Raw genomic sequence first — 22,754 nt, 5'->3', positions numbered from 1 at the left:
GACCAAGATGGTTGCACCACAAGGATTTCGCAGTTCCTAACATTATGGTTTAAATGCCGAACAGCTTAATAAATTGAATCTATTATATCTCACAAAACTTGTTTGTATTACCTACTTTTAATAATACACAAGTATTTACTTTCTATCGCTTCCCCAATATACTCATTTTTCACGAAATTTTGTCCTTGAACTCCTAATTGGTTCATAACCCGTTCATCCATTATGTCCAGAGCAACTTGGAACTCATCTGCACTACCGTACCACAATCCACCGTTTGCCCTCCTACACTGTCCCACCAATACATCACAGTTACCATTAACTAAAGCAGGTTTTTGCACTGCCCATGCCTCTAATAAAGCGATAGATAGACTTTCATATGGCGATGGCATAACTAAAATATCACAAGCAGCTAGTGTATTCCACTTGGTTTGCTCATCCACAAACCCTAAAGCGAGGATATCTGGATGTTGGGGAATCGGCATGGTAGGCTTTCCCAGCAAGACTAACTTTCTGGGTTTTGTTTCCTGCGATCGCAACTCGATGAAATAGCGAAACAACTCCTCGCATCCCTTAGACGGATCGATTCTGCCAATATACAACAAAAATGGCTCATCAATCTTATATTGACGCCGAAACGCTGTTGCACTATAAACATCGGGGGGTTCCACCGCCACTCCCACAATTGGTCCTTCACAGTTAGCATTGGGAAAGCGTGCTTGTATCAAATCCCGTTCTTCCGGTGCATTAAAGATAAAACCGCGAGGTTTCTCAAATAACCTATCCCACATACTCAGATATAGCGTCCACTCATTATGAGCTAAAGGCGCTAAATATGCTTTTTCAGCGACCCAGGGTAAGATAAAGTAAGTCGTCGCGTATAAATACGTGAAAAAAATAAAGGCATCATAATCACCTTGATACTGTTTGACATAGTTTATCAGATCAGGTGACCAAGGTCCCTGAGCTTGCATCCACGCTTCCTGTTCTTCGAGAGATACAGTTCTGATCTGAGAATAAATTTTATCCGATAATCTATTGAAACTAGCGACGTCTCTCGGTTGTGCCACCTCAAAACGCCTAATTTTCACTCCCAAGATTTCGGAAACTCCTGGTGAATAGTAATTCTGCCAAGTCATATACTCCAAAGCACAAGTTGTCAGGATTTCTAAATCCCAATACTTAGACATCCTTTGGGCAATCTGAAGACAGAGCGATTCTGCACCCCCATTAACCTCCAATCCGCAGCGCTGAACAACAAAGGCAATTTTAGGCATTACTCTAGCTGATCGTCAGGATAACTTCGGTATAAAAAAGCAGGCTTTTTCTTCCCGGCTTTTTCCTGGTTGAGCGCCCGCACAAAAATATATTGTCCCAAATCGAGTTCTCGATGCTTTAACAAAGATTCTAGCTGAGCGATTGAGCAGTAATGATTGGCATGATTTTCATGGACATCAGCCGTAAACATCGATTCGATTGTAAACCCCATATAATTGAGTAACAACTGTAACTCGTGCTTATTATATTCTCGGTTGTGTCTGCCATAATATCCGTAACCCGAATAGGGATCATAAATGTTAGCTCCAGCAATCATTTTACTAACGTTTTCTAATCGGCTGACATTGGGCGTTGTCACGATTAGCACACCATTTGGCTTTAATACTCGTTTTATTTCCTGGATAACGGCGACAGGGTCTATCAGCAAGTGTTCGATGATTTCACAAAATAAAACAACGTCAAATTCTTCATCTTTAAAGGGAAATAGATCTCCTTCTATGTTAAAGTGAAATGATTTAAGTTCTGTTGAATATTGTTTGCCCGTGTAAAAATCTTTGTAGTTTACGTTTTGAACAATGTGATCGGTAATATGAGAACCAAAATAGTTAGCTAAAACTAATTCAAGTTGAGTGAATTCTTTGAGTAGCAGAGTTGTGAAATAGGGATTAGCACCTAATTCTAAGCACTTACCCGATATATCTTGGGCTAACCCGTATGTATAGACAAATCGTCGAAAATCTTGGTCGCAATAATTCGCCATTTCTTGAGGAGGAGCATCAGCAACTAAGACCGATTTTAAATATTTACGAAGTTCATCTTCACTCACCCCTTTTGGGAGCGGTAATTCTGGGGTTAAAGAAAAAAAATAACTTGGCGTTTCCTGCCCTTTATTTTTAAGTTTATGCTTTATTGTTTTAGCCGCTTTAATAATTATATTCATGGGTTAATGTTTGTTTTTTTAAAATTTGGCACAGATATTAAGTATATTTTTATTAACTATAGTCTGTAGAAAACTATCTCGTCTTTTCTGTTGAGCTTTAAGTACAGTCCTGCGTAATCTCCAATCTTTGACCAGTAACTTGGCTAAAGCAGCGACTTGAACCAGATCGTCCTTACAGGTAAATAGAATACCTGCTTCGCCCAATGTTTCAGGGACAGCACTGCTTTTATATGCCAAAACCGGAATATCAAACCATAGTGCTTCAACTAATGGCACACCAAATCCTTCATGCTCACTCATTGACCAGAATAAATGTGATGTACGATAAAAGGCAAGCAATTGAGGTTCGCTCACGAGTCCTGACACTAAAACATAATCCTTTAAACCGAGTTCTTGTATTCTATCCAGGAGGTGACAGTAATAGGGATCATTGGCATCTCCCCATCCAGCCAGAATTAACCTTGCTTCCTGATCCATCGTCAGGTAATGGTAGAATGCTTCTATCAGATGAGTCTGGCATTTGTTTGGAGAAATACGACCAACAAAGAGTAAATTTGATTTTCCATCCTGTAATTGATCCATCAATGTAGCATCGGCAGGCATATCCCATTTGCTGGGGTCTACGATTATCGGCAACACCCCTGGCTGATGAAACCCAACGGCTGCGAGTTCTGCGGCATTATAGGCAGAATCACCTACGGATAAGGGAAAGTATTGAGCTAATTGCTTGAGTTCAGCACGTCCTTTTTCCAGCAGTTGTGCAAATTCAGGTCTATAGGGGCGAAAAAACTCCGCTGGTGTGATATTATGATAAATTAAGCACTTAGAACCGGAATGGGCGATCGTATAGTCGGTAAGTTCTGAGCCAATTGAATGGTGGTAGATGATCCCAGCTTGCTCGCTAATAGTATTTGGCTTAAATATTTTTGCTTCATGGGCAACTCGCTCATCGATATAGCGAACAAAAATATCGGATTGATAACCACAGCGACGCAGATAATCTCGAATGGCTAGTGCCTGATTCGAGATAGCATCACCATAAGCTAAATTTGGCAGAAGTTGATGGATTTCCTTAAGCTTTCCTCGTCTTGTTGGCGGGTTTAAACCTTTGACTGGCTTAGATAATCCTAGAGCGACTTGATAACGTTCAATAACTTTATCCCATACTGCATGTTCTTTCGCATAAGCTTGACCCCTAGCCCCATAGCTTAACAATTCTTCCTCTGCCATTTGATCAACTTTGGCAAATAATTCTGCCCATTCTACCTCACTTCCTGCTAACCAACCCCCTTGACTGGCTTCCACCGCCATCGCCGTTGCTAAACAGTCTCGATTCGCCGCCACCGGTTTCCCGTAAAACCAGGCTTCCATGATTACACGGGAGAAGCTTTCGTTACGGCTGGGTTGAAATAAGGCGATACAGTTGGTGAGTAATGCTGCTTTTTCCGGTTCATCGACTAAACCCAAATCAATCACACCCTGTTCTAAGTAATCATAGGATTGATTACCTGAACCAGCCAGAACTAATTTCAGGAGCGAATTCGGATAATTCTGTTTGAACCTGAGATAAGACTTGACTAAAAAATGTGTGTTTTTTGTGGGATCACGACGCCCTAGGTAAAGAATAAAGCGTTCTGGGTATTCTTTGTCTTTCCTATTGGTTAAATGCTCATCCTGACTAACTTCTATCCCTTCCCCAACGACTACACTTTTGGGAATAATCCCGGAACCATATAACCGTCTCGCCAGTTGAGATTCACCGTCGCTATTGAATAATAAACCCTTTGCCTGATGAAAAATAGTCGCAATTTCTGGCAGATAAGCATAAACCTCATCATGCAAACAGGGCTGCAAAAACGCTTTACTGGCAACAAGAGGCAACCCGTTTAAGATTACTCCATAAAGATAAGGAATAAATAGAAACGCTTGATAGAGTTGGGATTTTTTGGACAAATAATTCAGCAACTTGGGAGAATTAATATTTTCCGAGCAGAAAATAGCCGATTCCCAGGATTTAACCGGATTAACACCCGGTTTAAGCCCAGAAGCAGGTAAACTTAGCATAACCCGATTCACCTGATCAAACGCCGCGCGATCGCGACGAGTCACTGGAAACCGCCGAATGAGTAACCCAGACTCCCGACTAACTCCTGCTTTAAGATGGTTCACAGCCCAGTCGTCATGAAAGGAACGACAGCAGGTGGTTAGCACTTCAACTTTGTAACCACGACTCGCCAAACGGGTAGCCACTTGCCACGCTTGTTGCTCTGCCCCTCCTGTTAGATTCTTACCAAACCAAGGTGTTACGATGGCTAAAGGTTTCAGGGGTTTCATGGTTTGTACCCAATCACTGCATAATCTTGTGAACCATAGAAATACTCATTAAAACGTTCTGCTACTGGAGAACCACTCAGTTTAAACGATTTGTCATAAGGATGAAGATTGATAATATCCACTTGCTCAAATCCACTGTGTTCTAGCATAAATTTTACCAATGCACTAGGTAAGGGTTTCAGATGGCTGGGATCAATGTAAAAATTATGCGTTCCCACTAAGGCATTCTGAGGATTTGGAGTTTCAAAGATTACTAACCCTCCTTGCTTTAATACTCTGACACTTTCCTCAATCAAGTTTATTAAAACAGAAAAAGGCAAATGTTCAATCAAGTGAAATCCTGTCACCGCACCCAGGCTCGCATCGGGTTGAGATTTCAGATAAGTCAATGCATCAGATTCAATAACGTCTAGATATTTAGTATTACATTGATCTAGCATTAGCTGATTAATATCTAACCCGCGTGCCACGTATCCCTCATCTCGCAACAACTCCAACCATTCTCCCCGCCCACAGCCTAGATCGAGAATAGGCAAGTTTTTGGTGTCAATTTCAGCTTGTGCAATTCGGGGCAAGTAAACCTTTAATCGTTCAATGATTTCCTCTCGACTCCCCCGAAACTTGTCTTCTAGGGCAACATAAAAAGCATCAACTAATCCTGTCTTTTGATTGATCAATTTTTGCAGTTGCTCTGACTTCAAGAGTTCAGGCAATCGGCATTTAACCTCATCTAAAATACAATCAACAAGTTGCTGCTGTTGAGCCAAATCATTTTTGATGTCGATGTGATTTTTGACATAACGCTCATCAATCGACTTGAGTTGAGATTGAAGATCCGCGATTTGCTCACTCAACTGCTGATTTAGTGCAAAAGACTCTCTTAGCGCTTGAATTAAAGAGAAGTTAACAGCGCGTTGTTCCTTAAAAAGAAAGGCATATAGTCTTAAAACAAACTTCTGGAATCGTCTACTGAGTGTAAACGGAAAACGATTCAGCTTTTCGGGAAACTCTGTGCGAACTTGAGACTTGGATTCCGCGTTATTGAGAAAGGCTTGTATCTGGTGAGCAAGAAGAGGATTAATGCCAATGCTAGGTTGCCGATTGGAATTTTCTTTCGTGAACGGTTTAGCTTGACGTTTAGCTACCTCTTCCCGAACTTTCTCCATTAAATCATCAACATCAATTTCTGGGTTATTTGCTTCAATCATACTTACGAGCTAGAAAAATTGAGGGATCTTTAGGAGATTTTCTTGAACTTATGGAGTTAGACAAAAAACGGCATCAGCTTTGATTTGGACATCAGCTTGCAAATCAACAACACCTTCACAATGACTGCCATTAATTACTTCAAACACGACTAAATCATCAATCCAATCATAACTTAATCCTTCTTGTGAATGAACTCCTATGGTTACAGTATAAATACCCTTATGTAAGTTACAGGGAAGTTGAAATTCTACAGTCAATTTTTGTTCCCTGTCAAGCTGGGGTAATTTACAGTTCAATAGTTGAGTATTCGTGCCATAGATAACCAACCCCATTAAATTCCTAATGGAAATGCCGATAACTAGATCGGACAGTTTGGTATGAGCGGCTAACTTGACCTGAATGTTGAACTGAGACCCCGTTTCTATTGTTTCTACCTTACTGTTATCATTCTTGGTAATATTGACCTCATCGATTACGGCAATTCGGTTACCATGTCTGTATTCATGTAATCTAGGTAGGGTTCGGTTTGATGAAGTTTCCGGTTGGCAATGATTGAACTCTAGCCTTTCTCTAGGCGAAAGAACCTCTTGATAATTACGGGGGTTGTCTGAACTCAATAGCGCTGTATAATGATTAATAACTTCTTTTGGCTGACCCACCTCACTGAGGGAACCATAATTCATCAGGGCAGCACGAGTACAAAGCATTTTAACGCTGGCTGAATCATGGGAGACAAAAAGGATAGTCACCCCTTGCTCTTTAAGCTGGCGAATTCGTTTCATACAACGTGCTTGGAACCGGGCATCACCAACGGCTAAGGCTTCGTCTACGATTAATATCGTGGGATCGATATTCGCTACCACGGCAAAGGCGAGGCGAACTACCATGCCACTAGAATAGGTTTTGACTGGTTGATCGAGGAAATCACCGATATCAGCAAAAGCGGCAATGTTATCAAACTTCGCTGCTATTTCTTCCCGACTTAATCCCAGAATTTGACCATTAAAAAAGACATTTTGCCGTCCGGTAAACTCTGGGTTGAACCCACTTCCAAGTTCCAGCAAGGCGGAAACTCGACCATTAACCCACACCTCACCTGTCGTTGGTGTCAGGGTTCCGGCAATGATCTGTAGCAGGGTACTTTTCCCTGAACCATTCTGTCCCACAATGCCCAGAGTCTCCCCTGGGGCGACTTCCAAGTTGATATCACGCAATGCCCAAAACGCTTGGGCGCGGCTCTTTCCTGGCAGTACTATTTCTTTGAGTCTATCGAGGGGACGGTTATAGCGCCTATAGCACTTGGAGACATTTGTCAATGAAATCGCTATCTCACTCATCACACCAGTACGGTTTTAGTAACCTCTAGAGGACATCAGCTCACGCTAATCGCGTCGCTGTTCAATTCACACACCACACTAAAACAGTATCAAATAAATCACAGTTGCTACACGCGACTGCTTCACCGATTGACCTTTCTGGGTAATATCAGGTTCCGACAAGGCGAGATAAGTTGCCGAAGTGAACAAAACATCCGGTTTCAGAGGTTCTCTTAGGGTAGGATAAACTAAACTAGCACTGTCTTAACGAATACACGGTATATCAAGTGAGTCAGCCTAGATTACGATGGCAGCTGCTTAGCATGGGATTGATATTAGGAATCGTTATCGTATTCCATTTGCTTGTTCCCATCAATCCCGACCATACTCTCCCCGCGATACCTGAGCTGGTGGGAATAGCGCTGTTGAGTGGTATTCTTTCTGGTAGCTTGAGTTTTGGCAAAACACTCCAGCGACGCGATTGGTCATTTCGACGGGGTGAGAGCGTTGTCTTGAGTTTCGTGTGGCTAAGTGTAGTGGGTGTGATGGGATTACGGGCAGTTTGGTCTATCTTTCACACACCCAATCAATCTTGGATACCCTGTCGAATTGTTCCGGGTATAGCTACCAAACTGGAGTGTCTGTTGCAGGCGAGTATCACTCAGCACTATGGGTTACGGACATTTTTTATGCTGTTGACGGCGGCGATGATAGGAACCCTAGCGTTTCTGATTGCCCGGATTGTGCGTCGGGGTTGGCCGTTACTCTTCGGGGCTGTAGTTTTTGGTCCGGTGCTGGTTACGGGGGTTGGGTTTTTGTGTATCGGGTGGGGAATTGAACAGGTGTTGCCCAAGAGCTTACTGCATAATGCTTATGGGTTTGAACGGCTGACTCAAATTTTTGGCAATCCCGGTTGGGTGTGGCCCTATTTCACACCCGGACTTGCCATTACTTTATGGGCAACGATTGCAGCATCGACTTGGGCAAGTCGGCTGATTGGGGCGGGAATCTCTACTTTATTGATTCTAGGCGTTCTGGCTACACAGCAACGGGGCGGACTGTTGCTCTGTATGGTTTATGTGACCATCTGCCTCTTTTATTGTTTAGCTTGTGGTTTGAAACGCAGAAGCCTTTCTATCTTGGCACTTGGGGGAATCTTGTTGGCGGTTTTAGGTAATGTTCTTTACTCTCTTTTTAACCATCAGGAGGGTTTACAGGACATCGCTCAGTCCATTGGCTATAACTGGAGAGCCAATCCTTTATCTTTGGATACAGCAAGACTGGACATCTGGAAAGCGGGGTGGGAGATATTCAAAGAAGCACCGATTTGGGGACATGGATACGCGAGTTGGTTCCAAGTGATTTCAGACTATGGGTCAAAACACAACATGACGTATGTGTTGGATACGGCTCACAACTTATTCATGCAAATGCTGGTAGAACTTGGGTTACTACACAGCTTAATTGTTCTGGGTATTTTGAGTCTGATTGCTGTAACAGTCTGGCAAAATTCCTGTTTGCTCCCTAGAGGCAAATTACTGTTCCTCTTGGCACTAAGTTCTTTTATTATCCCGTCACTGGTACAAGAAATTGACTATATCCGCCCGGTTTTTTACCTGCACGCTCTTTTCTGGGGAACTCTAGCTGGTTTACCGTTTTGCCCCGATTACTCGCAATCAAACTACTTACCAGTGATTCACCACTCTGAATTAAATGTTTGTCATGAGCGTTTAAGCGCTGGTGGCACTAAAGTGCCGACTACAAACCCAAATTATGTCGATACCATTCAACCTAACTTTGATGGTGAGGTAGGGAGTAGATTAGCAAAAAAGGCTCAACATCAGTGGCGTGAAAGACTGGATCAATTCTGGTGGCAAAAAGAAGGGTTAGTGAATCAAACAGGTTTTATTTTTAGAGGGACTTTTCCGGGGTTAGCAGGGATTTGCCTATTTTTAATTTTCTTTTGTACGTTGACCTTTAGCTTTGGCGGATTTCCGTTTGAAGCTAATTTGACACAGCCTAGTTCAAGTCTAATCCGTTGGTTAGCCCCCTCTGTCAAGCTGGCAGCTTTCGCCACGCCAGAGGGAAAAACCTATTCAGTTTTTACCACACATCCCGTCGAGAAACCCATAAGCGTAGATTTTATGGAGTCTGACAATCAATTCCGGATTACGGTGAATGAAAAGGCTGAACTCGGATTGCCCCTGGCAAATGGGAATCGGTATTTGCCTAGGAAACATAAATTATCCTTCTCAACGGCTCAACCTGATGGCACTCGTTGGATCAGTACCCAAGTCTTTTATCCCCCTGTACAATCTAATCTGGGTATAGGGTGGTCGAGAAATATGTATGATTGGGAAACAAATTCAGGGCGGGCTGGACGGTGGTGTGATAAAAATTGTACATTTCTCGCCAAGAGTTGTGAACGGCGCGATCGCTTAGACTTTACGGTTCAAGCTTCTAGACCTGACTATTCTCAGGATCAGCCTCTATCTTTCCAGATATCTGTCTACAGTTTGACAGACACAAGTGAGTTTTCAGCCCAAGTTTTACAGAATTTACCTAAGCCCCTGGCAACTGTTAAAGCACAGTTAGAGACGCCGGATGAGGAACAGCATTTTCAGTTCCACAGTACACCACAAAGCGTTTGGTCTTTGGTACAGATTCAAGCCAACTCAGTGTTCAATCCCAAGTCAAAAGGCTTTTCCCAAGATGATCGGAATCTGAGCATATTTGTTGGTGAAGCTGATTGTTCCTAATACAAAAATTCAGACGGCAGATGGCTGCCAAGACGGACTATTTCCATTTATATTTTTTTATTTATTATGAATTATTAATGTTTTGGATGATTCTAGAATCGAGACAACATCTTGTGCCAATAACCATAATTTATCAGCAGGTAGGTGATTATTTTTTGTCTCTGAGAGGGTTTTAATAACTGTTAGGAAACCTTCAGTTGATGGCAAGGTACTGGATACTTGCAAAATTTTAGGATGATCGGTCGGCGTCACTTTTTCATGAGAATTCACTAACGATTCATGCAGTTTCTCGCCGGGACGCAATCCGGTAATCTTAACCGGAATATCCAGTTCTGGCATGAAACCCGCCAACTGAATCATTTGTTGTGCCAAGTCTAAGATTTTTACAGGTTGACCCATATCTAAAATTAAAGTTTGACCGGATTGTCCAACCGCAAGGCTCTGAATCACAAGCTGAGAGGCTTCAGGAGTGGTCATGAAATAACGGGTCATATTGGGGTCAGTGACGGTGACAGGACCGCCTCTGGCAATTTGTGCCTGGAAAATTGGGATCACACTACCGCGACTCCCTAAGACATTGCCAAAGCGTACCACAAGAAAGCGGGTTTGGCTTTTGGCGGCGCAGGCTTTAACCAAGAGTTCAGCTAAGCGCTTGCTTAAACCCATAAAGTTACAGGGATCAACGGCTTTGTCGGTAGAAATGAGGACAAAGGTATCTACACCCTGTTGTTCCGCCAGTTGTGCCAGGTGAGCCGAAGCCAAAGCATTGTTTTCTAGGGCTTCAGTGGGGTTATGCTGCATTAAGGGGACATGTTTATGAGCCGCCGCATGGAAAACAATTTGAGGTTGCCAGGTTTGGAAGATGCTCTGGATACGACGTTGATGGCGAATATCGGCAATAATTGGCGTCGCTTTCAGGTTGGGGAAATCGCGGCGTAGTTCTTGCTCTATGTTGAAAATACTATTTTCCCCGCGTCCCAGTAATAGGAGATGTTGGGGTTCGAGACGAGCAAGCTGGCGACAGATTTCTGAACCAATCGTACCGCCTGCACCCGTAACTAGAACCGTGCGCTGATAGACTTGCGATCGCGCGGAGGGAAATTGCTGATTAAATTCATCGGCAAAGTCCAGTTTAATCTCCGGGCGTCCCAAGATATCCTGGATTTGGATGGGTCTAGCTTGGGGGGTCAGAGAGCGATCGCACAAGAGTTCGGCTTGTCCGGGTAACACTTTCAGCTTCAAGGCACTACCCTGGGCGAGATCCACCAATTTACGGATTTGGGATGCCTTAGCCGAGGGCATAGAAATTAGTACTTCATCGGCGTTGAGGCGTTTGGCAATGGGTACAAGCTGGGATGTCGCACCGAGAACCGGTATACCTTCCACTTTACGTCCCATCTTCGTCGGATCATCATCCAGAAAGCCGAGAATTTCCAGGTTAAGCTGGCGATTTTGGTTGACTTCCTGGACAATTTGTGATCCAGCCCGCCCTGCACCCACTAATAGTACCCGCTTGGGATCTCTAGGTGAAGCCGTGCGATCGCGTGGATGGTAACGGACAAACCGACGACGGGCGTAGCGCAGGGCGATCATCCCCATCACACAAAAACTCCAGTCAATCACCGCCACACCCAAGGGAAGACCCGAAAAGGAGGTAAAACGGGGAATCAGTAAGCGAGTGATGACTAGAATTAGTAAGGAATAGAGGGTGATCGACTGACAAAGGGTAGTGGCATCTTTAAGTCCAAACAGACGCCAGACTTGCTTATACAGACCAAAACTGGCGTGAAACAGCAAACGCCCTGGAATCGCCAAGAGGGGAAGCATCCAAGCTAGGGTTTGGTGAGAAGCGGGAATATGACCATCAAAACGGAACCAAAAAGCAAGGCTACAAGCTGACCAAGCTACAAATCCATCGAGTCCGAGTTGTCCCAATCGATATGCGGAAGGAAAGAGCCTTTTTTGGGGCATGAACGGCACCTCTAAGGCAATACTGGCTGCAACAAGGTATGATACATTGGCTTTAACGTCCTGGCTAGGATCACTTTTGTTCCCCACAGATAAGCATATCAGTGGCACAAAAGGTTGGCGGTGGCGATCGCTCCGGGAATTGAACCTCTACCCTATTGGTAGGGAACATGTCCATGGGTATCAACTTAAGCTCAAACATTTGTTGTAATACCTTGATCTGACCCCTCCCTAACCCTCCCCTTATCAAGGGGAGGGAACCGAGTTCGTAGCGAGAACTTTAGTTCCAGCCTGCTAGCTACTTTTTCTGAGATAACTCATCCTTGAGGCGTCTGGCTTGATCGCGGATAATCGCAGCGAGGATGGCAACCATGAAACTAGCGATCGCAGCCAGTACGGCGATTTGTACTAGGGAGCGCGTTGGTTCAACTTTGGATTCGCTTAAGAGTTGGATAGAGATGATTTGAGAGGTAAACTCGGCTAGATTTTCCTGAGCGGGTTCGAGATACTGTTTGTCAAATTCTAGGCTAGCAATGCGAGCTATAACGGCTGCTCGTTGTGTCTCTAGCGCCTCCAGCCTGAGAGTCGTTCTAATCCGTTCGGGATCGATACCATTGGAGTCACGAACTTGAGCAATTTGTTGTTCGAGCTGTTCCAGAACCTGTTGCTGTTTCTGGATTTCCATGTCAGTGCTGAATAGACTGTTGGCGATCGCTTGACCAAATATGGCTTGAAACTCCTGCTGGAGCAGGGTAGAGACTTGAGTTCCAGCTTCAGCTAAGAAACCAGTATCAGGCGATCGCACGGTGATGTCGAGCTGCTGGGTTTCCGTGTTATAGGTAGGCTTAACCTCAGTTTCGTCGATTTTATCGTAGTGATTCTCTAACAGTTTCACCGTTTTGTTACTGGCTTGCTGGATATCAACGCCAGGGATACCGGATACAGAGATAGGAACCGGGGTGACTGAGAGGGTGAGCTGTTTCTGGTATTGTTTGGGCATTAGTAGGGAGAGCGCGATCGCGACGGCTGAGAGTCCCAGCGTTCCCCATGCCATAAACCGCCAGTTGCGGCGGAAAAACTGAATAATATCGAGTAAGGAAATTTCATCTTCATCCTCAACCGTTCTCAGTTCTGTGTTTTGTATCAATTCCGTTGCCTCCTACACCGATAAGCATGATTACAATTAGCATACAGCGTCAAACTGTAGCGTCATGAGATTGAACTCAATGACTGATGTCAATCAAACCTTTCTAGACTGACAAGGGAAAATCCGTAACCCTGGTGTCATTGTTGATGGGGTAGGATATGAGGTTCTACTGGACTGGCACAGCTAAAATGGTGGAATAGATTTTACCATTGAATCGGGCGCAAAGCTTTGCGCCCCTAAGGTTTCGGGGCGTAATTCTATTTCATCAAATAAGGTGTGCTACGCCACTACTGGCGTGACCCAGCTAAAATGGTGGTGTCAACTTGAGGATGCTTCGCTTTTTTTGCACGGAAGGGGGAGCATCAAAGCCCCTTCAAATAAAAAAATATATTCCGCTTCCCTCTCCTTTTCCCTCTCCTTGTAGGAGAGGGCTAGGGGAAATGCCACTGACTTAAAGATGGTGGGCAATGCCCACCCTACGGTATATCAAAGGTTTAGATTAATCCATCAAATCTAGATTAGGCAAGCCAATGGAAGAATTACTAGAGTTGAAAGGTTTACTCCTCAAAGGTGATATTTCTGGGGCATTGGTCATTGTTGAAGAATTGGAGGAAATGAGCAAAGACGACAAAATCAATAATATTCGTAGCTACGCCAAGATTTTGCTTGTCCATTTAATCAAACAACAAGCTGAAAACCGCACCACCCGCTCTTGGGATGTCTCTATTCGGAATTGTGCCCTAGAGATACAGAGCAAAAATAAACGACGCAAAGCAGGTGGTTATTATCTTAAACCGGAGGAATTGCGCCTCGCCCTAGAAGAAGCCTATGAACAAGCCCTCAATGGCGCATCTCTCGAAGTCGCTGAAGGACTTTATGCTCCAGAAACGTTAGAGAATATGATTGACCGCAACAGGATTATTGATAGCGCCATGACCCTCATTTTACCTAACAAAGTCTAAGAAACACAAAAATCAGGTTTTCATGGCACATCAGATGGGTAATCGTGGCTAAAACCATAGAATTATTGCTGGGGTTTTTATCGATTTTTAGGTAATTTTATATAATGGGAAAATGTGCTGTCCTATATGTCCTATAGAACCAAATCAAGCGTGACCCGTAGGGTGGGTTAGGCGGTATTAAATTTAGGAAATAAACTGTTCAATGATACATCCGCCGTAACCCACCAAGTTATCATTGATTCCCGATGAAAATTAAAATACCTACGTTGAGGTCATTCAGATGCCTTCTCCCTTTCCAGGCATGGACCCTTATTTAGAACATTCCGAATTATGGGCGGAGGTTCATAGTCGGTTAATCGTGAACCTAGCCGATTTTTTGGGTCCGCAACTGCGCCCTAAATACCGAGTCGCTGTCGAAAAACGAACCTACACTGATCTGTCAGACGCCGCGTTAGTCGGGCTTCCTGATGTGGCTGTTGTGTCTAGACGTTCAACTACAAATCAGAACTCATCAACGACTTCATCAACGGCGACCGTGTTGACTCAAAGTGAACCTGTAACGGTTAGAATACCGATGCCGGAAGAAGTCAGGGAGAGTTATTTAGAAATTCGAGAAATTGGCACGGGGGCGGTGGTGACAGCCATAGAAATCCTGTCTCCGAAAAATAAGCGTGCGGGTGTGGGGCGTCAGGCTTATTCTCGCAAACGCCTGGAGGTTTTAGGCAGTTTTACCCATTTAGTCGAAATTGATTTGTTGAGGCGGGGAAAGCCGATGCTGATTTGGGGAGAAAGACCACGCGGTGACTATAATATCTTAATCAGTCGTAGCGACAAACGACCCCTAGCTCAGTTGTATCGGTTTGGGGTTCGTGAGAAAATTCCGGTTTTTCCGCTACCTTTGACGTCAACTGATGTGGAACCCATCGTGGATTTACAGGAGTTATTCACCCAAGTCTATGACAGAGCCAGCTTTGACTTAGCTGTGGATTATGGGAGTGAACCTGTACCCCCTCTCAAGGCAGATGACGCCGCTTGGGCAGCTACCCTGTTGCAAGAGAGTGGATGGCGATAATTGTCAACAAGAGTGTAAGCTGTCACGCATTTAAATTGGGAATGGGTAGCGAACAAGATGCTCGCACTACAAGGATGAGAGCCATTGTTCTATATCATGGGAAAATGTACCATCCTATAGACGCTAATCAACCGTGACTCGTAGGGTGGGTTAGGCGGTATTAAATTTAGGAAATGAACCGTTCAATAATAAATCCGCCGTAACCCACCAAGTTATCATTGATTCCAGAGGAAAATAAAATACCCAGTCGGATTTATACCAGCTAAAATAGTATTTTATACAGCCTGATCGACAATTTGAATTGTGCCGATTAGACGACGGCTAGAAAATAGATTTATATTGATTGGAGCATGAGAACGATGAATATAGAGGCTGAATACGATCTGGACTTCTATGCTTGGATTCGTAAAAATGTAGAATTACTGCGGCGAGGCTGTTTGTCCGAAATTGATGTGGAGCATATTGCTGAAGAGCTAGAAAGTATGGGCAAGCGTGACCTCCGTCAACTTCGCAGCCGCTTACAGGTTTTAGTCATGCACCTGCTCAAGTGGCAATATCAACCCGACAAACAAAGCAAAAGTTGGCTAGTGACGATTGATCATCAGCGTGATGAAATTGAAGCCCTATTGCTAGATAGTCCGAGTTTAAGAGGCGAGTTGGAGCAGGGATTGGCAAGGGTGTATCCGAAAGCTGTGCGAGATGCCTGTCGAGAAACGGGTCTTCCTGAGACGACATTTCCCTTATCCTGTCCTTTTGAGATAGAAGAGATTTTGGCTCAAAATTTTCTGCCGGATTGTGGTTAGTTTTCGTAACTACTGTGATGAGGGGGAGGAGAAAATGGAAATTAGAACAGAGCGTGTAAATGGAAACTCCGATTGGCTACTTAAAATACCTAAGTTGAGGTAATTCAGACCTACACTGATCTGTCAGACGCCGCGTTAGTGCGTCCTATAGACCCCAATCAAGCGTGACCCGTAGGGTGGGTTAGGCGGTATTAAATATAGGAAATCAACCATTCAATAATAAATCCGCCGTAACCCACCAAGTTATCATTGATTCGGGGTTAACAAAAGATTCGGGTTCCTCAATAAAATTAATGGATTTGCCCGTAGTATTGGCAAGGAGGAACCAACAAGGATAAAAAGGCACTTGGGTCAGATAGGAGTCTCCCCTACAGACGGTCGGGTCGCCCGCTGATTGTGGAAATCCAAATAGATAGTCGAGGAAAGAGGGGAATAAACACGAAAATGGAAGAGCTAAAAATCAAATACCCAGCCGGATTTGAAAATGCTGTGCAAATGACAAAAGATGAGATGGAGCAGCATATCCGTTTAATGGCTGCCCTGAAAATGTTTGAACTGGGAAAGGTTTCGGCGGGAAAAGCGGCTGAGTTAGCGGGAATGTCAAGACTCGATTTTTTTGAGACTTGCAGCCGATATCGAGTCAGTGTTTTTAATTATCCACCAGAAGAGCTGGAATTAGAACTGGAACAGGATTTAGAACGGCTTAGGAACGCCAGCTAACGATGAAACTTGTTGTCAATACAGGTCCGATTATTGCCTTAGCCAAAATTGGAAAATTGGTTTTACTCAAAGAGCTGGCTCCAGAAGTATTTATTCCCCCTACCGTTTACCGAGAATTATTGGCGAAATTTGGAGCCGAATCGGAGCAGATTGAGCAAGCTGTTACTGATTTTATTCGTGTTCAGATGGGTAATCGCGGCTAAAAAAATAGAATTAGGGATTGACTTTTTCTCGGATTTTAGGTAATTTTATATCATGGAAAAATATGCCGTCCTATAGACCCAAATCAAGCGTGACCCGTAGGGTGGGTTAGGCGGTATTAAATTTAGACAGTGAGCCATTCAATAATAAATCCGCCGTAACCCACCAAGTTATCATTGATTTCTGGTTAAAAAAAGATTCGGGTTCCTCAAAAAATTAATGGATTTCCCAGTCGTATTGGCAAGGAGGAACCAACAAGGATAAAAAGACACTTTGGTCAGATAGGAGTCTCCGATCGCACCCATTTAGGGATGATCCGAAACACCTGTAGTCAGGTAGAGGCGATCCGCTGGCACGAATGAACAACTCCAGAAACAGGGCGGGTTTACATAAGTTACCAGTTTTGAAGAGAATGTTATCAAACCTGCCCCTACAGACGGTCGGATCGCCCGCCCTCTCCTCTACTGGCTGGAGCAGAGGATTGATTGGTGCGACCAAGATATCCTGAAGGTGTGACGCTTACGGGAGGGAGCATGAATCCGGCTAGTCTTGACCAACAATTAATTCCTGCTTTGGAGAATGGCGATCGCTTGAGTCGTGCTGAGTTTGAGCGACGCTATAATCTGATGCCTGATCTGAAAAAAGCGGAGTTAATCGAAGGAGTCGTTTACGTGCCATCACCTCTGGGCTACAACCGACATGGTAAACCCCATAGTAAAATTATTGCTTGGCTGGAAGTTTATGCGGCTTTGACACCAGGGGTTGAGGTGGCTGATAATGCGACGGTACGCCTGGATTTAGACAATGAACCGCAGCCGGATGCTTTGCTGCGTTTAGATGAAGAGAGTGGGGGGCGATCGCGAATTAGTGAGGATGACTATGTTGAAGGAGCGCCAGAGCTAATTGTTGAAATTGCCGCCAGTAGTGCGTCTTACGATCTGCATGATAAATTACGGGCTTATCGGCGCAATGGGGTGCGGGAGTATTTGGTGTGGTTGGTGCAGGATAGAGTGTTTCGCTGGTATATTCTGGAGCAGGGGGAGTATCGACAGCAGCAACCGGATTCGTTGGGGATGTTGACGCTTCGGCTCCGCTCAGCGTCAACACCGAGCGGAGCCGAGGTGTTGAGTAGTCCGTTTTTGCCAGGGTTACGGTTGGATGTGCAGGCACTTTTGCGGGGAGAGATGTCGCGAGTTCTGACTGTGCTACAGGAGGGACTGGGTTCCCCAGAGCATCAGGCATTTGTGGAGGAATTATCTAGAGCGTCGCTCTAGTAACCGTTAAACTGAATGCCGTCCTATAGACCCCGATCAACCGTGACCCGTAGGGTGGGTTAGGCGGTATTAAATTTAGGCAATGAACCGTTCAATAATAAATCCGCCGTAACCCACCAAGTTATCTAACAACTGGGCGGTTGAAACCGCAGCTACACAAACCAAACCCGCCTGCGCGGGTTTCATAACCCCTAGAGTGTCGGCTCGTGAAACCCAACAGGAGGTTCGTAGTGGGAACTTTAGTTCCAGCCCGCTCTACTGGCTACTTTTTAGGCAAAAATTCATCCTTGAAGCGTCTGGCTTGGTCGCGGGTAATGGCAGTGAGGATGGCAACTATGAAACTGGCGATCGCATCCAGTACTACTATTTGTACTAGGGAGTGGTTCTAATCCGTTGGGGATCGATGCTGTTGGAGTCGCGAACTTGAGCAATTAGTTGGTCTAGCTGTTCGAGAACCTGTTGCGGCTGGTTGATTTATAGCTCGATGGGGCATAGACTATTAGCGATCGCGTGACCTAATGGGGCTGGAAACTTCTACAGGAGGAGGGTAGAGACTTGGGAGGCGGCTTAAGCGAGAAAACGGGTATCGGGCGATCGCATGGTGATGTTGATCTGCTGCGTTTGGGTGTTATAGTTGGATTTGACCTCAATCTCGTCAATTTTGTCGTAATGATTCTCCAACAGTTTTACCGTTTTGTGACTGGCTTGCTGGATATGGATACCAGAGATACCGGAGACGGAGATGGGAACCGGGGTGACGGGGTGACTGACAGGGTGACCTGTTTCTGGTATGGTGTGGGTTGGAGTAGGGACACAGCAATCACGCTCGCCGAGATTCCCAGAGTTTCTAATGCCATAAACGTCCAGTTGCGGCGGAAAAAGTGAATCATATCGAGTAAGCAAATTCCATCCTTATCCTCAATCGTGCTCAATTCTGGATTTTGCATAAAGTCCGTTTTTCTCCTACACCGATTAACATGATTAAAACTAGCATACCGATCCTAGCTGTAGCGCTATATTCTTGAATTCAATGGTTGATGTCCATCAAAGATTTATAGACCTGCAAGGAAAAATCAGAAACCATAAATTTTTGTCAACTAATAGTAGATGATCAAGAAAGTAAGTTGATCGGTAGACGTAAGTGCTAAAAAATGGATTTTACAATGTATTAGGCGGGACTATTCGTATGGGACTGTCCGTACTGACTATTCCCCTACTCATACGTTTCATTGGTGTTAAGGAGTATGGTTTGTGGACGCTTGCTTCATCTACAGTTGGGATTGTCACTTTAGCAGAGGCTGGTCTTTCTGTATCTACCACTGTTTTCCTATCACGAGACTTAGCCAATAATGATGCTGATAGTCTCTCTCAAACGCTAACGGTGACAGTGGGAACTATGTTGCTATTAGCAACTACAGCAGCAATTACTTTGTGGATAGGTGCTCCAAAGTTAGTTGAATTATTTGGCTTGCTAGAGCGATCACAGTATATAAAAGCAGTGCAGGCATTGCGAATTGGTGGGGTAGTAATCTGGGCGCAACTGCTTCAAAAAGTTATTGTTGGTGTTGAACAAGCCTATCAACAATACGGAGTGATGAATGTTCTCAGTACACTCCAGCTAGCACTGATTAACCTAGGTCTATTGCTGGTAGCGTGGTTTGGTGGAAAGACAGCAGAACTAATGCAGTGGCAAGCTGTTATTAGTGTAGGCATGTTAGTTGCTCATTGCTGGGCTGGATGGATTTTACTGGGTCAATCAAAAGTGCATATAGCTTGGGAAGTTGGTAGAGGATTAGCCATAGCACACTATAGTTTAATGACATGGATGACATCAATTGGCAGTGTAATTTTCGGCCAAGTAGATCGATTGGTTGTAGGAGCTTTACTAGGTACAGAAAAACTTGGAATATATGCAGCAATTACCACCATCGCAAGACAAATTAATACTTTTTCTGCATTACCAGTGCAGCCTATTTTACCCTCTCTAAGCAGTGAGATAGAAAAAAAAGGAAACAGTCATAAAAAAATTAAAAACCAAGTAATAAAAGCACTCCAAATTAATGGAATAATTGCTTATAGTTTAGGTGCTATATTCCTTGCATTTGCTCCATTTATTATGGAAGTGATGATTCCAGATGTTAAAGACAACAATTATATAAGAGAATTTAATATTGCCGTTATTATTTATACTCTATACTCTACTAATGCAGTAGGCTATTATACATTGCTCAGTGCCAAAGCGGTGAAATCGTGTATGTTGATAGTATTAGCTAGTGGAACCATTTCACTACTTTCAATTAGTGCAGGTGGATGGCACTTTGGTTTAATAGGAGCTATTCTAGGCAATGCTGGATACGTTTTTTCATTTTCTCTAACACTATTTGCTTTAAATAAAATAGATGTTACTATAAGTGAATATGCAAATTCTATTAAGTATCCCATGGCATTTTTCCTGTTGGTTCTTACCTGGTCTATAATGAATTTTTTATAATGTACAAAACAATGATAAAATTAATAGCAAAGGAATTAATAAACGTATATTCATCAATTGGTTATCCCCTACTGCCAATTACCAAACATATTCGTGAAGCCCTGCGATGGTATTACCACCAAAATCCATTACTAAGGCATGACAGCAGATTTTATTTAAAGCCTGCATTACTGAAACTATTTCACCGTCTACTTGTTGTTGAACATCCTCAGGACTTTACAATTTATCAAGATAAAATAAAATTTCGTTCCTTTGGTAGTTTAATGTCAGTACATGGATATTATGTAGGTGAAATAGAATACCATCTTGTACAATACATTGTTAGTCAAATTTGTCCAGGATTTGTCATGCTCGATATTGGTGCTCATCATGGACTATATACGTTAATTGTTGCTTATGAATTGAAAATGCGTGGCTGGAATGGTGTGATTCATAGCTTTGAGCCAGATCCCAGAAATTACAAACTTCTTGAGTATAATATTTGCCAGAACGAATTAGACAACTATGTCGTAATTCATAAAGAAGCAGTGACTAATATAGAAAGTGAACAAACATTATTAATTTTTGATCAAGAGAATAGTGGAAATGTATTGGAGACTTGTAGTTATGTGTATAATTATAAAACTATAGAAACAGCCTTGCCTCAGTCCATAAAAACTGTGTCATTAGATAGTATTTCAAGCCAATTGCCTAAAATAGACTTAATTAAGATGGATATTCAAGGAGGTGAACACTTAGCCCTTGTTGGAGCTGAAAAAATAATTATGAGAGATAGACCGACGATAGTGGTTGAAGCAGTTCCAAAATGGGAAACAACTAATGCTGTTAGCGAATTTTTGATTAATCATAATTATGAAATATATGGTGTTAATGCACAAGGAAAAATTTGCGAGCTTAGTAGTTCTGATATTTTTGTTTCTTGGGATTGGATTGGCTTGCCCGTAGTAAATTTATAGCATTACTCCCTTCCCACTATAAGATTAGGTAACGTTAATGGCTGAAATCCTTATCAGTGCTAGATTTTAGTTCCATAGTTTTATGCCGGAATGGGAGTAGCTCAGAAAACTAAAACTCATGGCTAATTTATTAAATTATGATTCCTGTCTCCTGTCTGCTAAATGATTGTCTCGTGTGAATTACACAACTCAAACAAAAATGCTATATCGACAGTTGTTGAAATTAATTTATATAATATGACATGACCAGTAAACTAGCTAAAAAATACCCATTAGTATCTGTAACAACAGTGACATTAAATGCCGCAAATTTTATTAAAAAAACAATTAAATCTGTAATTAATCAATCTTATCCTAGTATTGAATATATTATTGTAGACGGTGGATCTAGCGATGGCACATTAGACATTGTTAAAGAATATAGTAAATTTATAGCTACTTGGCAAAGTGAACCTGATAATAGTCTATTTTATGCTATAAATAAAGCATTGTTTGTTTCAGGGGACTGGATTGGAGTACCTGCCTGTATGAATAGCCAAAATTTATTTGCTCTTCGTCTACACTCTCTTGTAAATTACCTTGCCAATCCTAGGCTTTTGAACTTGCGTTTACGTGGAGGTTCAACTACAGCTATGTTATATCTGTCACTTAACAAAACTTGGTTGCATAGCCTCCAGATAGCAACGATTTTTGATATTGGTGCACATACTGGACAGTTTTCTATCGCTATTAATGCGCTCTTTCCAAATGCTCGTATTTATTCTTTTGAGCCACTACCCGATTGCTTCAATAAGCTTCAAAAAAGAATGGAAAATAAAAGAAACTTTGATGGGTTTAATTTTGCTATTGGTGATCAATCCCATGAAGTAGAATTAAAATGCAGTTCTTTTACCGCATCTTCTTCATTTTTAAAAATGACTGATGTGCATAAAGCAGCATTTCCTCATACTCGTAAAAATGTTCCATTAAAAGTCAAAGTAGAATCCTTAGATTCTATAGTAGCAAAAGAGAAAATTTCCATAATAGAGCCTTGTTTGATAAAAATAGATGTACAAGGTTATGAAGAATATGTTTTACGTGGAGGTGAAAATACAATTAAACAGGCTACAGTGATTATTATTGAAACTTCATTTGAAGAGCTTTACCAAGGACAACCATTATTTAATGATATATACTCTTGGTTGAGACAATGGGGATTTACTTACAAAGGGTCACTTTCTCAACTCTTAAACCCACAGAATGGGGAGGTGTTACAAGCCGATAGTGTTTTTGTCAAACATTCATGATAATTTAGAACAAGCAAGTGTTATTTTCCTGTATGCTACTG

General features: G+C 43.0%; 20 protein-coding genes. 12 read left to right on the top strand and 8 right to left on the bottom strand.

The window, feature by feature from the left end; all coding sequences use genetic code 11:
* Positions 1 to 107: 107 nt before the first annotated feature.
* Genes RIC07_RS15025 through RIC07_RS15005 form a run of 5 tightly spaced genes read right to left on the bottom strand, consistent with a single transcriptional unit; the run spans position 108 to position 7,098 of the window.
* Entirely contained in the window at positions 108 to 1,274 is a 1,167-nt protein-coding gene (locus tag RIC07_RS15025; RefSeq protein WP_446395236.1) for a glycosyltransferase family 4 protein, read from the bottom strand.
* Positions 1,274 to 2,215: a methyltransferase domain-containing protein gene (locus RIC07_RS15020; RefSeq protein ID WP_446395235.1), complete on the bottom strand. Its 942-nt coding sequence runs from the start codon at positions 2,213 to 2,215 to the stop codon at positions 1,274 to 1,276. Before RIC07_RS15020 ends, RIC07_RS15025 begins: the two co-directional genes overlap by 1 nt.
* 18 nt (positions 2,216 to 2,233) lie before the next feature.
* On the bottom strand, positions 2,234 to 4,540 hold the full coding sequence (locus tag RIC07_RS15015; RefSeq protein ID WP_446395252.1) for a glycosyltransferase: 2,307 nt from the start codon (positions 4,538 to 4,540) through the stop codon (positions 2,234 to 2,236).
* A 5-nt stretch (positions 4,541 to 4,545) separates the two neighbouring features.
* Complete coding sequence (locus RIC07_RS15010) at positions 4,546 to 5,757, bottom strand: class I SAM-dependent methyltransferase (protein ID WP_446395234.1); 1,212 nt, start codon at positions 5,755 to 5,757, stop codon at positions 4,546 to 4,548.
* A 48-nt stretch (positions 5,758 to 5,805) separates the two neighbouring features.
* Entirely contained in the window at positions 5,806 to 7,098 is a 1,293-nt protein-coding gene (locus tag RIC07_RS15005; protein ID WP_446395233.1) for an ABC transporter ATP-binding protein, read from the bottom strand.
* A 299-nt stretch (positions 7,099 to 7,397) separates the two neighbouring features.
* On the opposite strand from RIC07_RS15005, the gene RIC07_RS15000 reads away from it, so the two are divergent.
* The gene (locus RIC07_RS15000) at positions 7,398 to 9,833 is read left to right on the top strand and encodes an O-antigen ligase family protein (RefSeq protein ID WP_446395232.1); all 2,436 of its coding nucleotides are present in this window, start codon (positions 7,398 to 7,400) and stop codon (positions 9,831 to 9,833) included.
* Between the two features lie 57 nt (positions 9,834 to 9,890).
* Here RIC07_RS15000 and RIC07_RS14995 read toward each other — a convergent pair whose 3' ends face one another.
* On the bottom strand, positions 9,891 to 11,804 hold the full coding sequence (locus tag RIC07_RS14995; protein WP_446395231.1) for a polysaccharide biosynthesis protein: 1,914 nt from the start codon (positions 11,802 to 11,804) through the stop codon (positions 9,891 to 9,893).
* Positions 11,805 to 11,850: 46 nt separating this feature from the next.
* Between RIC07_RS14995 and RIC07_RS14990 the strand changes: the two genes are divergently transcribed.
* Positions 11,851 to 12,012, top strand: coding sequence for a hypothetical protein (locus RIC07_RS14990; RefSeq protein WP_446395230.1), 162 nt, complete (start codon positions 11,851 to 11,853; stop codon positions 12,010 to 12,012).
* An 87-nt stretch (positions 12,013 to 12,099) separates the two neighbouring features.
* Here the strand turns inward: RIC07_RS14990 and RIC07_RS14985 are convergent, their stop codons facing one another.
* The gene (locus RIC07_RS14985) at positions 12,100 to 12,948 is read right to left on the bottom strand and encodes a hypothetical protein (RefSeq protein WP_446395229.1); all 849 of its coding nucleotides are present in this window, start codon (positions 12,946 to 12,948) and stop codon (positions 12,100 to 12,102) included.
* 530 nt (positions 12,949 to 13,478) lie between these two features.
* Between RIC07_RS14985 and RIC07_RS14980 the strand changes: the two genes are divergently transcribed.
* The 7 genes from RIC07_RS14980 to RIC07_RS14950 all read left to right on the top strand — a co-directional run bounded on the left by RIC07_RS14980 (position 13,479) and on the right by RIC07_RS14950 (position 18,356).
* Complete coding sequence (locus RIC07_RS14980; RefSeq protein WP_446381699.1) at positions 13,479 to 13,910, top strand: DUF29 family protein; 432 nt, start codon at positions 13,479 to 13,481, stop codon at positions 13,908 to 13,910.
* Between the two features lie 280 nt (positions 13,911 to 14,190).
* Positions 14,191 to 14,982, top strand: coding sequence for a DUF4058 family protein (locus RIC07_RS14975; RefSeq protein WP_446395228.1), 792 nt, complete (start codon positions 14,191 to 14,193; stop codon positions 14,980 to 14,982).
* Positions 14,983 to 15,341: 359 nt separating this feature from the next.
* On the top strand, positions 15,342 to 15,785 hold the full coding sequence (locus RIC07_RS14970) for a DUF29 domain-containing protein (protein ID WP_446395227.1): 444 nt from the start codon (positions 15,342 to 15,344) through the stop codon (positions 15,783 to 15,785).
* A gap of 444 nt (positions 15,786 to 16,229) precedes the next feature.
* Positions 16,230 to 16,505 (top strand): UPF0175 family protein, encoded by a 276-nt coding sequence (locus RIC07_RS14965; protein ID WP_446355435.1) that lies wholly within the window; start codon positions 16,230 to 16,232, stop codon positions 16,503 to 16,505.
* Positions 16,506 to 16,507: 2 nt separating this feature from the next.
* Positions 16,508 to 16,708, top strand: coding sequence for a hypothetical protein (locus RIC07_RS14960; RefSeq protein ID WP_446395226.1), 201 nt, complete (start codon positions 16,508 to 16,510; stop codon positions 16,706 to 16,708).
* Positions 16,709 to 17,239: 531 nt separating this feature from the next.
* Positions 17,240 to 17,980: a Uma2 family endonuclease gene (locus RIC07_RS14955; RefSeq protein WP_446395251.1), complete on the top strand. Its 741-nt coding sequence runs from the start codon at positions 17,240 to 17,242 to the stop codon at positions 17,978 to 17,980.
* Between the two features lie 196 nt (positions 17,981 to 18,176).
* Complete coding sequence (locus tag RIC07_RS14950) at positions 18,177 to 18,356, top strand: hypothetical protein (protein WP_446395225.1); 180 nt, start codon at positions 18,177 to 18,179, stop codon at positions 18,354 to 18,356.
* 191 nt (positions 18,357 to 18,547) lie between these two features.
* Here RIC07_RS14950 and RIC07_RS14945 read toward each other — a convergent pair whose 3' ends face one another.
* The gene (locus tag RIC07_RS14945) at positions 18,548 to 18,883 is read right to left on the bottom strand and encodes a hypothetical protein (protein WP_446395224.1); all 336 of its coding nucleotides are present in this window, start codon (positions 18,881 to 18,883) and stop codon (positions 18,548 to 18,550) included.
* A gap of 238 nt (positions 18,884 to 19,121) precedes the next feature.
* Here RIC07_RS14945 and RIC07_RS14940 point away from each other — a divergent pair, with 238 nt between their 5' ends.
* The 3 genes from RIC07_RS14940 to RIC07_RS14930 all read left to right on the top strand — a co-directional run bounded on the left by RIC07_RS14940 (position 19,122) and on the right by RIC07_RS14930 (position 22,713).
* Complete coding sequence (locus RIC07_RS14940; protein ID WP_446395223.1) at positions 19,122 to 20,471, top strand: lipopolysaccharide biosynthesis protein; 1,350 nt, start codon at positions 19,122 to 19,124, stop codon at positions 20,469 to 20,471.
* Complete coding sequence (locus RIC07_RS14935; RefSeq protein ID WP_446395222.1) at positions 20,471 to 21,427, top strand: FkbM family methyltransferase; 957 nt, start codon at positions 20,471 to 20,473, stop codon at positions 21,425 to 21,427. The genes RIC07_RS14940 and RIC07_RS14935 overlap by 1 nt, the downstream gene beginning before the upstream one ends.
* Before the next feature lie 242 nt (positions 21,428 to 21,669).
* A complete protein-coding gene (locus RIC07_RS14930) occupies positions 21,670 to 22,713 on the top strand; it encodes an FkbM family methyltransferase (protein ID WP_446395221.1) in 1,044 nt (347 codons plus the stop codon).
* Positions 22,714 to 22,754 lie beyond the last annotated feature (41 nt).

The sequence above is a fragment of the Coleofasciculus sp. E1-EBD-02 genome (assembly GCF_040218245.1).
Lineage (GTDB): Bacteria > Cyanobacteriota > Cyanobacteriia > Cyanobacteriales > Coleofasciculaceae > Coleofasciculus.
This window is presented reverse-complemented; position numbering and strand designations above follow the sequence as displayed.